Below are 13,148 nucleotides of genomic sequence, written 5' to 3' on the forward strand. Positions count from 1 at the left end.
CTCGCCGACTTCGCAATCGGTGCGAACATCGGGATCGCGTGCGGCACGACGAATGCTCTCCTGGGGATTCTGGTATTCGCCGTCGTCATCTTCGCGACCGGGCTCCCGCTCGCGTACTACGCCAGTAGCTGGCGTAGACGTAGGGGATTGCCCTCAGCTCGGCCACCGAGCGAGCGGCGATCTGCAGTGCGGTGGCTCCCACGAGGACGTCGCAGCCGTCAGCCGGCGGGATCGTGCCGCAGGTTCCCCTCTCCGCTGTACGACATTCCCTAGGAGGGTTCTTGCAAGGGGACTGCAAGGCGGGTCCGTGATCGTGGCGGGCACGCGCCCCGGCGGCTGAGAGCCGGCCGGGGCATCCCCGGCCCCAGGAGGTTCTCAGCATGAGTCGGAAGCGGACGGCCGTAGGCGCCGCCGTGTTGCTGGTCGGTGCACTCGCACTGTCGGCGTGCGGTGGAGCAGGTGGCGGTGCTGCCGGCGGATCGGACACGATCAAGCTTGGGTTTCTCGGTGACTTCACCGGTGAGAGCTCCGGACTGGTGATCCCGCCGTTCAACGGTGCACAGATGGTGATTGACGACTACAACGCGACGAACCCCCCGAAGAAGATCGAGCTGATCAAGTACGACAGCCAGGGCAGCCCGGACCAGGCGGTCCCGTTGATCACCAAGGCCGCCCAGCAGGACAAGATCGTCGGGCTGATCGGGCCGACGTTCTCCGGTGAGTCCAAGGCCGCCGACCCGATCCTGGAACAGGCGAAGATCCCGAACATCTCGGCGGTGGCCACCAACCCGGGCCTGGCCGAGAACGGCTGGAAGTACTTCCACCGGGTGGTGGCCAGCGACGCGGCGCAGGGCCCGGCGATCGCGGACTTCCTGGTCGCCGCCAAGACGCCGAGCAAGGTGTTCGTGGTCAGCGATGACCAGGAGTACAGCGTGGGCATCGCCGACGCGGCCAACAAGGAGCTGGAGGCGAAGGGCATCTCGGTGCAGCGCGACCAGTTCGCGCAGGGCGCCTCGGACTACTCCTCGACGATCGCCAAGATCAAGGCGTTCGACCCGCAGGCGGTCTTCTTCGGCGGTTACTATGCACAGGGCGGGCGGCTGCTCAAGCAGGTCCGGGACGCGGGCCTGACCGCGACCTTCGCCACCGGCGACGGCAGCCTGGACGTCGGGCTGATCAACGGAGCCGGCGCGAAGGCGGCCGAGGGCGCGATCATCGGTTGCCCGTGCGCGGTGGTCGGTGCCAAGTCGACCCAGGGCGAGCTGAAGACGTTCTACGACGCCTACCAGGCGAAGTACCACGTCGAGCCCGCCGTCTACGCGGCCGAGGGGCACGACGCGGCCACCGCGTTCGTGAAGGCCGTCCAGGCGGGTAACACCACCCCGGAGGCGATCAACAACTTCCTGGCCACGGTGAGCTTCCAGGGCGTCGCCAAGCTGACCCAGTTCCAGCCGGACGGCAACGTGGTGGGCACCGCGATCTTCATCCACCAGGTGCGCAACGGGAAGATCGAACTGCTTGGCAACTCCAAGGAAGCCAAGCTCGGCTGACCGCGCGCACCGCCGCGGTTGCCCACCCGGGCGACCGCGGCGGTCGCGTCCCCGGTCAGCCCGCCGCGGGTGGGTTCACCGCGAGCACCTTGAAGAACGTGTAGTGGAAGGTGCCGTCGTCGGCCGTGGTGCGGTGCAGGTCGGCGATGCCCCGGTCCCAGTCCGTCCGGGTGGTGAGGCCGGCGGCCAGCGCGTCGTCGCGCACAGACTCGATCATGGCGGTGAACGTGTTGCGGGTGAACCCGTCGACCAGCGCCGGGCGGGTCCGGTCGGCGTACACCGTGCGCGGATGCACCCTGACCTCGACGTATCCGGCACCGGCGAGCAGTGGCTGCAGCCGGCGGCCGATCAGTGCATTGCCCCCGGCGTCCGACTGCAGTCGGACCAGACAGCCGATCGCCGCGCGCGCGTAGCCGCTGTCCGGGTGGAAGATCGCGGATCCGTGGTCCCCCTCGATCACGGTGATGGTGCCGCCGGGGCGCAACACGCGGCGCAGCCCGGCCAGCGCCCGGCCGGGGTCGGGCAGGTGCTCGAGGACGAAGCAGACGAACAGGTGGTCGAAGGCCGCGTCGGCGAACGGCGGGTCGAACAGATCGGCGCGGCACCATTCGACGTTCGCCGCCGGCACGTGCGCTGCCAGTCGGGCGCGCGCCAGCGCGAGGGAGCGGTCGGAGACATCCATCGCCACCAGGTGTGCTCCCGGACTTGCCGCGACCAGGTGCGCCGTCTGCGCGCCGACGCCACAGCCGACCTCGAGCGCCCGGGTGCCGGCCGGGAACGCGGTGCCGCCGTGCAGCAGCTCCGCCAGGGTGTTCGCCTGGTCGGCCAGTCGGCGGGTCTCGTACTCGGAGTACCCGTGCACGTAGCTGGCCGTCATTGCGCTGTCCATACCGCCCACCCTGACGCCACAATGGCCCGGTGAGCAGAGCCAAAGAAAGCCCTGAGCATCGGTCCATAACGCCAGGGTCCGACTTTCTGCAGCTTGACGTCGCCGACGCCCCGGCCGGGGGGTTGTCCGACTGGCTGGCCGGGCGGCTCCGGCTCGCCATTGCCGACGGCCGGCTGCCGCTGGGCAGCAAGCTGCCGGCCACCCGGGTGCTGGCCGGCGAGCTCCGGGTCTCCCGAGGTGTGGTCACCGAGACCTACCAGCGGCTGATCGAGGCCGGGCACGTCGTCGGTCGCGGGCGCGCGGGCACCATCGTCGTCGCGGCGCCGGTACCGGCGCCGCCGATGGCTCCGCCTCCGCCGGGCAACCGGCCGCGGTCGACTGCCCGGTCGGCGTCGGGTGGGCTGTTCGCCGCGACACCCGGGCTGGACGTCTTCGACGCACTGCGGGACATCCCGGCCCGGATTGACCTCTCACCCGGGGTGCCAGATCTGGCCGCGTTCCCGAGGGCGGCCTGGCTGCGCGCCGAACGGTCCGTGCTCGAGGACCTCACGCCGCCGGACTTCCGCTACGGGAACCCGCGCGGAACACCGGCTCTGCGGCTCGCCGTCTCGCGCTGGCTGGGCCGCAACCGCGGTATCAGGGTGGACCCGGGCGAGGTGGTCATCGTCGCCGGCGTCGCCCAGGCGATCGCCCTGCTCGCGCAGGTCCTGCGGGCCGACGGGATCCACCGGGTGGCGGTCGAGGACCCGGGGTCGCTCGGGGTCCGCCAGCACCTCGAGAACTGGGGGCTGGAGACCCCGCCGATCCCGGTCGACGCCGAGGGGGTGCGGGTCGACGAGCTGCGTGCCAGCGGTGCCGCGGCGGCCATGCTCACCCCGGCGCACCAGTTCCCGACCGGCGTGGTGCTGGACGGTGAGCGGCGCCGCGAGCTCATGCGCTGGGCCGGCGACGGCGGGCTGATCATCGAGGACGACTACGACGCCGAGCACCGGTACGACCGGCCGCCCGTGCCGGCGCTGCGGGGCATGCTCGCCGAGCAGGTCTGCTACACCGGGAGTGTCTCGAAGCTGCTGGCCCCCGCGTTGCGGGTGGGCTGGGTGCTGGTGCCGCCGCGCCACCTCGACGCCGTGGTGGCCGCGAAACGGAACGCCGACCTGGGCAATCCGGTGCTGGCACAGCTGGTGCTGGCCCGGTTGATGGAGTCCGGCGGGATGGAGCGCCAGCTGCGCTTCGTCCGCAAGCTGCACCGGCGCAGGCGCGACGCCATGATCGGGGCGATCCGCACCCACCTGCCGGATGCGGTCGTGCACGGTGCGGCGGCCGGGCTGCACCTGATGATCACCTTCGACGCACCGTTCGACGACGCCGAGCTCGCCGCCGGCGCGCTCGCGGGAGGGGTGAAGGTGCAGCCGCTGTCCTGGCACAGCCAGCGCCGCCGGTCGCCCGGGCTCGTGCTGGGTTACGCCGCGAGCACCCCGACGGATATCGCGGAGGGAATCGCGACCATCGGCGACGTGCGGCGCGCCCTGACCTGACAGCGGGCCCGCACCGGGGCAAGATGTCGCGATGTCCGCCGATCCGTCGCATGTGGTCGCGGCGTTGATGCCGGTGCTGGCCCGGTACGGCTACCTCGCGGTGGTCGCGTTGGTGCTGGTGGAGAGCTTCGGCATTCCGGCGCCGGGGCAGACCATCCTGATCGTCGCCGGGCTCTCCGCCGGAACCGGCCGGCTGAACGTCGTGCTGGTCGCCGCCCTGGGGTTCCTCGCCGCGGTGACCGGGGACAGCGTCGGTTACTGGATCGGCCGGGCCGGCGGTCGTCGACTGGTGCTGCGGGTGGGCCGGTACGTGTTCCTCACCGAGGAACGCCTGGAGGCGGTGGAACGCTTTTTCACCCGGCACGGCGGCAAAATCGTGGTCGTCGCGCGGTTCGTCGACGGGTTGCGCCAGTTCAACGGCGTGGTGGCCGGGTTGGCCAACATGCGATGGTGGCACTTCCTGGCCTGCAACGCGCTCGGCGCCGCGGTCTGGGCCGCCCTGTGGACGTCGGTCGGCTACTTCGCCGGCAGGCATCTCGACCGGGTCTACCGCGCGGTCGAGCGCTACCAGCTGTACTTCCTGTTCCTGCTGATCGCGGTCGTCGCGGTGTTGCTGGGCCGGTGGATCTGGCGGCGGCGCCGCGCGCGGGCCGCGTCGGACTGAGCACTCGGGTGCGACGGCGGTGGCAGGTGGGGGCGGTGTCCCGCGGCCAGGTTCAGCGGGTGTCGAGCCCCAGGGCGCGGACGGCGTTGTGCTTCAGGATCTTCGGGCGGACGTGGTCCTTGATCTCCAGCTTGGCGAAGTCCGCGAGCCAGCGGTCCGGGGTGATCAGCGGGAAGTCGGAGCCGAACAGGACCTTGTCCTGCAGCAGCGTGTTGGCGTACCGGACCAACTGAGGCGGGAAGTACTTCGGGGACCACCCGGACAGGTCGATGTAGACGCTCGGTTTGTGCGTGGCCACGGCCAGCGCCTCGTCCTGCCAGGGGAACGACGGGTGGGCCATGATGATCGTCAGGCCGGGTAGGTCCACCGCGACGTCGTCGAGCAGCATCGGGTTGGACAGGCTCAGCCGGACCCCGCCACCACCGGGCATGCCAGCGCCGATGCCCGTCTGGCCGGTGTGGAACAGCGCGGGTACGCCGAGCTCCTGGGCCACCTCGAGCAGCGGGTATGCGCTGCGGTCGTTGGGGGCGAAGTTCTGGATGGACGGGTGGAACTTGATCCCCCGGACGCCGCGATCCTCGATCAGCCGCCGGAAGGTGCGGGCGCCGGCCCGGCCCTTCGCGGGGTCGATGCTGGCGAAGGGGATCAGCACGTCGGGGTACTCGGCGGCGCCGTCCGCGATCTCCTCGTTGGACAGCGCCGGATGGCCCATCGCGGCCTCGACGTCGACGGTGAACACCACGGCGGCGGTCCGCCGCTCGCGGTAGTACTCGGCGATCTCCCGCAGCCCCGGCGACTGGTGGGTGGCACCGAAGTACGCCTCCGCCGCCTCCTGGATCTCCGCCGGCAGCGACATGTGGCCGCACGAGTCGGTCTCGACGTGGACGTGGACGTCGATCGCGTCGAGCGCGTCGAGATCGAGCGCGGTCATCAGGGGCTACCTCCGTCGGCGTCTGCCCACGCTCGGCACCGGACCGGCGACGTGAACACATCATTGATAAGACATATGATTGTGAAAGTCAACGATCTGTGTTGAAACCGCTGCGGCGCCCGGAGAAGGCCCCCGAGTCGTCCTGGCCCTCGGTACTTCTCCGCTCGCACCCGCACGGTGCGAGGTGCGCGACGTCCACGCGAGGTGCGCGAGGTCGGAGCCGAGTTGTCCCCAGGCCACCGACGCCGCCCGACCCGCCCGGCCGACCTGCCCGACGTCCGCGGGATGAGCGCCTGCCTTAAGTGGTGACCAGGACGAACTCCCGCCGGCCGTGCCGGGTGCCGTTGACCTGGATCTCGATGGCGTGCTCGCCGGGGTAGTAGCGGCGGGTGCTGATCGGCCGGAACGAGTGCGTCCGCGCGATCGTGGTGCCGCCGCCCGGTTCCAGGGTGCGCGTGGCGAGCTTGAAGACCTTCGGGGTCAGTGCGCCGTTGGCCTTGCGGTGGTGGATCACGTAGTCGATGGCCAACCTGATCGGCTCGGCGCCGTTGTTGCGCAGCGAGAAGTCGAAGCTCAGCTCGCCGCCGATCCGCACCGTCGCCGCCGTCACGGCGAACCCGGTGACCGTGATGTGCGCGGGCGGGGCGAAGCCGAGCAGCCCCAGTGCAGCCGGGTCGCCCGCCTTGACCAGGGTGCGCATCGCGTGCCGGACCAGCGCTTCGGTGTGGGCGTCCGGCTCGTGCAGCCAGCGCCGTGCGGTGTCCGCGGCCAGCCCCGGCTCGGCTCGGCTGATGTCGTTGAGATGGTTGGCCACCGACCGGCGCACGTAGTCCGAGGGGTCGCGGTACAGCGCGTCGAGCACCGGGATCACGGCGTCCGGGCGGGCCAGGATGGCGCGCACCCGCCGCGCCCAGGGCAGGCGGGGCCGGGTGCCCTCGCTGGCGAGGCGGCGGACGTGCTCGTCGGGGTGCGCGGTCCAGCCCTTGACCACGGCCAGCGTCCGGTCCAGGTCGCTGTCCAGGAACGTGCGGATCGCGAACTCGCCGGTCAACCTGGTGGTGAGCCGGGCGAGCAGCTCGAGGCCGCTCTCGAACGCATCGGTACCCGAGTCGGGCCCGGTGGCGAGCACCGCGACCGCCTCGGTGACCGGCCACGTCATCCAGCCGGTGAACGCCGGGTCGTCGAGCGCACGGTGCACGACCGCCGCGAACTGCGGGAACCCGCCGGGCAGGTCGGTGAGCAGTGCATCCCGGACCGCGCGGGCCCGCTCGGCGAGGGCCTGCCCGGGCAGTTCGGTGACGGCGCGGCGCAGCGCGGTCGGCCGCCGCTCCGGGGCTGCCACCGCGAGGCAGTCGATCAGCCCACGGACCGCCGCGGCGCTGAGCAGTTCATCGGCGGTCGGCATAGCGCGATCTAACCGGATACCCCCGACAGCCAGGCGCGCGCCGCCGGTCCGTGGCACCGCGATCGCGCACCGACCCCACGGGTCCACTACGGGCGGGGGATGGAGCGCAGGTTGCTGCGCGCGAGGTCGATCATCTTGCCGACGCCGCCGTCGAGCACGGTGCGAGTGGCGGCGAGGGCGAAGCCGCGTACCTGGCTGGCGGTGATGTGCGGCGGGATGGACAGTGCGTTCGGGTCGGTGCGCACGTCGACCAGGTACGGGCCGCCGCTCTCCAGTGCGGTGCGCAGCGCTTTCGGCAGGTCGGCGGGGTCGTCCACCGCGACCGAGGGGATGCCGCAGGCCCGGGCCACGCCGGCGAGGTCGGCGACGCCGTGGTCGGTCTCGAAGGATGGGTAGCCGGCGACCATCATCTCCAGGCGGATCATGCCCAGCGACCCGTTGTTGAACGCCACCACCTTGATCGGCAGGTTGTGCTCGGCGACGGTCAGTAGCTCGCCGAGCAGCATGGTCAGCCCCCCGTCCCCGGACATGGACACGACCTGGCGGCCGGGTTCGGCGAAGGCGGCGCCGATGGCGTGCGGCAGGGCGTTGGCCATGGTGCCGTGGCGGAACGAGCCGATGATGCGCCGCCGCCCGGTGGGGGTCAGGTAGCGCGCCGCCCACACGTTGCACATGCCGGTGTCCACGGTGACGATCGCGTCGTCGTCCATCGCCTCGTCCAGCAGTGCCGCGACGTACTCCGGGTGTACCGGGCGCAGTTTGTCCGCCTTCTCGGTGTAGGCGGAGACGATCTTCTCCAGGGAGGCGGCGTGCTTGCGCAGCATCCGGTCCAGGAAGCTCCGGTCGGACTTGGCCTCGAGCAGCGGCAGCACCGCGCGCAGGGTGGCACCGACGTCGCCCTCGACGCCGAGGTCGAGGCGGGTGCGCCGGCCCAGGTGCGCGGCGTCGCGGTCGACCTGCACGGTGCGGGCCTGGGGCAGGAACGTGTCATAGGGGAAGTCGGTGCCCAGCAGGATCAGCAGGTCGGACTCGTGGGTGGCCTCGTAGCAGGCGCCGTAGCCGAGCAGCCCGCTCATGCCCACGTCGAAGGGGTTGTCGTACTGGATCCACTCCTTGCCGCCGAGTGAGTGCCCGATCGGCGAGTGCACCTTCTCCGCGAGCTGCAGTACCTCGTCGCGGGCGTCGCGGATGCCGGCGCCGACGAACAGGGTCACCGTGCCGGCGGCGTTGATCTTGTCGGCGAGCGCCTGGACCTTCGCCGGGTCCGGCTGTGCCACGGCGGACGGGGTCACCAGGTCGTGGTGCCCGGTCGGGTGCGCGGCCGGTTCGCCGGTGATGTCGCCGGGCAGCACGAGGACGCCGACGCCGCGCTGGGCGATCGCGGTCTGCATCGCGATGCGCTGCATCCGGGGCAGCTGCTCCGGGCGCGACACCAGCTCGCAGTAGGCGCTGCACTCCAGGAACAGGTGCTGCGGGTGGGTCTCCTGGAAGTAGTTGGTGCCGATCTGGGTGGACGGGATGTGCGAGGCGATCGCCAGCACCGGTGCGCTACTGCGGTGCGCGTCGTAGAGGCCCTGCACGAGGTGGGTGTTGCCGGGCCCGCAGCTGCCGGCACAGACCGCGAGCTGGCCGGTCAGCTGGGCCTCCGACGCCGCCGCGAGCGCGGCCGCCTCCTCGTTGTGCACGTGTACCCATTCGATGGCCGGGTTGCGCCGGATCGCATCGGCCAGCGGGTTGAGGCTGTCGCCCACCAGTCCGTACACGCGGCGGACCCCGGCTTGAACGAGCACCTCGATCATCTGATCGGCGACGGTGTAGGCCATGACTCCTTCTTCGTTCTGCTGCGGATTCGGGGCAGCGGGCCGGCGCGGTGAGCGTCGAACCGGAGCTGGTCCCGGTGGTCGGGGTGGGCGATGTTGATCAGCTCGCGGGCCCGCTCGGCGAATGAGCGGTCCAGCGGCGACGCTACGCCGGTATCGGTCACCGCGTGATCCACGGTGCGGTTCCGGATATGCCGGGAGGTAGCCGGCTCGCGGTGGGTGAAACGGGCGCACTGATACCGGTACGGTATGAGGGGATCGCGCCGAGCGGGGAGCAGCGGATGGACCTGGACCTGCGCAAATTGCGGTACTTCATGGCGGTCGCCGAGCACCTCAACTTCGGGCGGGCCGCCGACGCGCTGCACATCGCCCAACCGGTGCTGTCCCGGCAGATCCGGGCGTTCGAGGACGAGCTGAAGGTGCAGCTGTTCGACCGGGACAAACGCGGCACCGCGCTCACCGCCGCCGGCGAACAGCTGCGCATGGACGCCGCGGCGCTGCTCACCGAGGCCGAGGCGGTGCACCGGCGGCTGCGCCGGGCGTCCCGGGGCACCCGGACGTTCACCGTCGGGTTCATGCCCGGGTTGATCGTGACCGGCCCGGTGCGGGCGTTGCGCGGCGCCCACCCCGACCTGTCCGTCGAGGTGCTGCGCACCGGCTGGGGGGACCAGGTCGAGGCGTTGCGCGACGGGCGTATCGACGTCAGCTTCGTCCGGCTGCCTCTCAGCCCGCAGGACCGGCGCGGGCTGGCGCTGCGCCCGCTGTTCACCGAGCCGAGGGTGGTGGTGGTACCCGCCGACCACCGGCTCGCAGGCAAGGAGACCATCCGCATCGCCGACCTCGCGGACGAGCACCTGCTGCAGCCGCCGGACGCCGTTCCGGAGTGGCGCGACATCGCCACCGAGATGCGCAGCCGGACGGGGGCCAAGCCGGTCACCGTGATGACGCACAGCGTCGAGGAGAAGCTGGAAATGGTCGCGGGCGGGCGCGGCGTCGTGGTGCTGCCCGAGTCGACGGCGACGTTCTACCGCCGCCCGGACGTCCGCAGCGCCACCATCGAGGACATCGGCCCGAACCAGGTCGCCCTCGCCTGGGAGGCGGCCCAGCGGGACGCACTGATCGACGAGTTCGCCGAGCTGGCCGTCGCGCAGTACCGGTCGCCGGGCTGACCGCGGCGGCGAGCTCGAGGCCGCGGCCGCTCCGCGCCGAGATCGACACCAGGGTCGGGAGAGTTCGCGCCGTCGCCCGACGCGGGGCGAGTACGGGAGTCTGGCGCACCGGAACCGGCGCGCGAACGGCGGCCCGATCCGAGCCGCGGACCCCGATCACGGCACACCCCCGGCCTCCGGGTCGGCCGGCCTCGCTCAGGGCGTCGCTGAGGGTTCTGGACCGGGCCGCGGCATTGCGGTTGTGGGCAAGCGCGGAGATCAAAGTAACTTGAGTCCGGTTTGCGCTTGCCAAAATCGGCCTGAGGTTACGCTCACGAGCACGTTTCATCCAACGGACGTACAGCGTCGGTGAGGGTTCCGCGACGGTCGCCCCGCTGGGTTCGGCCATCGGCGCTGACCTGCTCCGGGCGCTCGATCCGACAGCGAGCATGCGCGTTGTTCTGCTGGCGGCCGGCGTGGTCACCGCCGCTCAAGCCCTGACTCAGCGACGGCGATACGGCCAGCCGGGGCTCGACGACTCGCCCTTAAGCGGTTAAGTTACCTCCGACCAGCGGAGGCGGTGCGCGATGTCACGTCCGACGATACGGGACATCGCCCGCGCCGCCGGGGTGTCCAAGGGGGCCGTGTCGTACGCGCTCAACGGCCGCCCCGGGGTGTCGGTGGAGACCAGGGCGCGGATCCTGGGCATCGCCGAGGAGATCGGCTGGGTGCCCAGCAGTGCGGCCCGCGCGCTGTCCAGTGACCGGGCCGAAGCCGTCGGCCTGGTCGCGGTGCGGGACCCGGAGCTGGTCGCCACCGAGCCGTACTTCATGCGGATGGTGGCCGGTGTCGAGCGGACCCTGTCGCAGCACGGCGTCGCGCTGCTGCTCACGGTGGTCTCGGACCCGGCCAGCGAGCTCGACCTGTACCGGCGTTGGTGGGGCGGCCGCCGGGTGGACGGGATGCTGCTGTTCGACATGCGGGTGCACGACCCCCGGCCGGGCTGGCTGCGCGAGTCCGGCGCGCCCGCCGTGATCATAGGAGCGCAGCGACCGTACCCGGGGATCGCGTGCACCCGGGTGAAGTACCAGGATGCGATGTCGCGCGCGGTGAACCACCTGCTCGATCTCGGGCACCAGCGGTTGGCGCGGATCTCCGGGCCGAGCACGCTGGAGCACGTGGCCCGCCGCCAGCGGTACTTCACCGAGGTCACCCGCCAGCTGCTGGGCGCCGAGCAGCCCCAGCTGGAGGCCGACTACACCGCCCAGGCGGGCGTGCGGGCCACCCGAGAGCTGCTGGCCAGCCCGCAGCCGCCCACCGCGATCATCTACGACAACGACGTCATGGCGGTCGCCTCGGTGGCCGCGCTGACCAGCGAGGGTGTCCGGGTGCCCGCCGACCTGGCGGTACTGGCCTGGGACGACTCGCCGCTGTGCCAGCTGGTGGCGCCCGCCGTCACCGCGTTCACCCACGACATCATGGGTGAGGCCGGGCAGGCCGCCGAGCTGCTGCTCGCGCGGATCGAGACCGGGGAAGCCGCCGACCGCTGGCTCGACCCGCCCCAGCTGACCATCCGGGGAAGCACGGCCGGCGCCAACTGATGCACGCAACGGCGGGCGCCAGGCGTCCCGTCAGTCCCCGCCGCCACACCGGTTCACGGCAGCCCCACGACCCCGTTCGGGCGGGCCGAAATTGCGCATGAACCGGTTCACGGGACGGCGTGACTCAGCTAACATGACGCGCAGCTGAACCGGTTAACTGACCGGCCGCCACCGGCCCTCAACAGGGGCGATCGGGCACCTGGCAGTCGCGGTGAACCGTCCCCGCACCAGGTGTCCCGGACCTTTCGGGCACCGCGACGAAGGAGTCGACCGTGCGCCTGAAGACACTCACAGCCGCGCTCGCGGTGGCACTCGCGGCGACCGGCCTCGCCGCCTGCGGATCCGGTGGCGGCTCGGACCCGAAGGCGATCACCTACTGGGCCAGCAACCAGGGCCCGAGCCTGCAGCGGGACAAGGAGATCCTGACCCCCGAGCTGGCCGAGTTCACCAAGCAGACCGGCATCGCGGTCAAGCTCGAGGTGATCGACTGGACGCACCTGCTGGACCGGATCACCACCGCGACGACCTCGGGCGACGGGCCCGACGTGGTCAACATCGGCAACACCTGGTCGGCATCGCTGCAGGCCACCGGGGCGTTCGTGGACTTCGACGGCCCGACCCTGGACGAGATCGGCGGGCAGTCCAAGTTCCTGGCCACCAGCCTGCGGTCCACCGGCGCGGAGGGCAAGACGCCGACCTCGGTGCCGCTCTACGGCCTTTCCTACGGGCTGTTCTACAACAAGAAGAAGTTCGCGGCCGCCGGGATCTCCACCCCGCCGACCAACTGGACCGAGTTCGTGGCCGACGCGAAGAAACTGACCAACCCGGCGGCGAACACCTACGGCCTGTCACTGGCTGGCGGCAGCTACACCGAGAGCGCCCACTTCGCCTTCATCTTCGGCAAGCAACACGGGGGCAACTTCTTCGACAAGTCGGGCAGTCCCACGTTCGCCACCCCGCGGAACGTGGCCGGGGTGCAGCAGTACCTGGACCTGCTGGGCGTCGACCAGGTGTCCATCCCCAGCTCCGCCGAGCACGACACCACCCAGGACGCCACCGCCGACTTCACCTCCGGCAAGGCCGCGATGATGATGGGCCAGAGCAACACCACCGCGTACATCGCGGCCAACGGCATGGCGGAGAGCGACTACGGCATCGCGCCGCTGCCGATCGAGGCGCCGCTGCCGCCCGGTGGGGAACGGGTCAACAGCCACGTGGCCGGGATCAACATCGCCGCGTTCAAGGACAAGAACACCGACGCGGCGCTGAAGTTCATCAACTTCATGACCGGCAAGGCCGAACAGGTCAGGCTCAACAACGCGTACGGCTCGCTGCCGGTCACCGCCGAGGCCGCCGCCGACCCGGCGTTCCAGGTCCCCACCACCAAGACGTTCCTGGACGTGCTGGCCAACACCTCCGCCCCGATGCCGATGGTCACCAACGAGAGCCAGTTCGAGACCACGGTCGGTTCGGCGCTCAAGGACCTGGTCGCGCAGATCGTCGGCGGCAAGCCGGTCACCGAGAACGACGTGCAGGCGGCGCTGAGCGCGGCCCAGCAGAAGTTGGGCGGGTCCTGAGTGGCGCCCGTGGTCCGGCCGCGCCCGG

The 13,148-nt window shown here is 71.2% G+C and carries 11 protein-coding genes; 6 read left to right on the forward strand and 5 right to left on the reverse strand.

The annotated features are described in order from the left end of the window. The first annotated feature begins 380 nt into the window (after positions 1-380). Positions 381-1,550: a branched-chain amino acid ABC transporter substrate-binding protein gene (locus ACTXG6_RS25465; protein ID WP_445181895.1), complete on the forward strand. Its 1,170-nt coding sequence runs from the start codon at positions 381-383 to the stop codon at positions 1,548-1,550. 55 nt (positions 1,551-1,605) lie between these two features. Here the strand turns inward: ACTXG6_RS25465 and ACTXG6_RS25470 are convergent, their stop codons facing one another. After that, positions 1,606-2,439 carry a methyltransferase domain-containing protein gene (locus ACTXG6_RS25470; protein WP_445181896.1) on the reverse strand — a complete coding sequence of 278 codons (834 nt, stop codon included), beginning with the start codon at positions 2,437-2,439 and terminating at the stop codon, positions 1,606-1,608. 29 nt (positions 2,440-2,468) lie between these two features. On the opposite strand from ACTXG6_RS25470, the gene pdxR reads away from it, so the two are divergent. Together pdxR and ACTXG6_RS25480 are read left to right on the forward strand one after the other, a co-directional pair. Beyond that, positions 2,469-3,974 carry a MocR-like pyridoxine biosynthesis transcription factor PdxR gene (pdxR, locus tag ACTXG6_RS25475; protein WP_445181897.1) on the forward strand — a complete coding sequence of 502 codons (1,506 nt, stop codon included), beginning with the start codon at positions 2,469-2,471 and terminating at the stop codon, positions 3,972-3,974. Between the two features lie 31 nt (positions 3,975-4,005). Continuing rightward, positions 4,006-4,638 (forward strand): DedA family protein, encoded by a 633-nt coding sequence (locus ACTXG6_RS25480; RefSeq protein ID WP_445181898.1) that lies wholly within the window; start codon positions 4,006-4,008, stop codon positions 4,636-4,638. A 52-nt stretch (positions 4,639-4,690) separates the two neighbouring features. Here ACTXG6_RS25480 and ACTXG6_RS25485 read toward each other — a convergent pair whose 3' ends face one another. From ACTXG6_RS25485 to ACTXG6_RS25500, 4 genes are all read right to left on the reverse strand, one after another. Further along, the gene (locus ACTXG6_RS25485) at positions 4,691-5,569 is read right to left on the reverse strand and encodes an amidohydrolase family protein (RefSeq protein ID WP_445181899.1); all 879 of its coding nucleotides are present in this window, start codon (positions 5,567-5,569) and stop codon (positions 4,691-4,693) included. Between the two features lie 298 nt (positions 5,570-5,867). Beyond that, complete coding sequence (locus ACTXG6_RS25490; protein WP_445181900.1) at positions 5,868-6,974, reverse strand: DNA alkylation repair protein; 1,107 nt, start codon at positions 6,972-6,974, stop codon at positions 5,868-5,870. A gap of 86 nt (positions 6,975-7,060) precedes the next feature. Continuing rightward, the gene (locus ACTXG6_RS25495) at positions 7,061-8,797 is read right to left on the reverse strand and encodes a pyruvate dehydrogenase (RefSeq protein ID WP_445181901.1); all 1,737 of its coding nucleotides are present in this window, start codon (positions 8,795-8,797) and stop codon (positions 7,061-7,063) included. Continuing rightward, complete coding sequence (locus ACTXG6_RS25500; protein ID WP_445181902.1) at positions 8,770-9,159, reverse strand: acetyl-CoA hydrolase/transferase C-terminal domain-containing protein; 390 nt, start codon at positions 9,157-9,159, stop codon at positions 8,770-8,772. Before ACTXG6_RS25500 ends, ACTXG6_RS25495 begins: the two co-directional genes overlap by 28 nt. Here ACTXG6_RS25500 and ACTXG6_RS25505 point away from each other — a divergent pair. The 3 genes from ACTXG6_RS25505 to ACTXG6_RS25515 all read left to right on the forward strand — a co-directional run bounded on the left by ACTXG6_RS25505 (position 9,076) and on the right by ACTXG6_RS25515 (position 13,120). After that, positions 9,076-9,963, forward strand: coding sequence for a LysR family transcriptional regulator (locus ACTXG6_RS25505; RefSeq protein WP_445181903.1), 888 nt, complete (start codon positions 9,076-9,078; stop codon positions 9,961-9,963). The two genes, ACTXG6_RS25500 and ACTXG6_RS25505, sit on opposite strands and share 84 nt — an antisense overlap. A gap of 566 nt (positions 9,964-10,529) precedes the next feature. Further along, positions 10,530-11,543, forward strand: coding sequence for a LacI family DNA-binding transcriptional regulator (locus tag ACTXG6_RS25510; protein WP_445181904.1), 1,014 nt, complete (start codon positions 10,530-10,532; stop codon positions 11,541-11,543). A gap of 272 nt (positions 11,544-11,815) precedes the next feature. Then, entirely contained in the window at positions 11,816-13,120 is a 1,305-nt protein-coding gene (locus ACTXG6_RS25515) for an ABC transporter substrate-binding protein (RefSeq protein WP_445181905.1), read from the forward strand. The last annotated feature ends 28 nt before the right edge of the window (positions 13,121-13,148 follow it).

Source organism: Pseudonocardia sp. Cha107L01 (assembly GCF_052566575.1).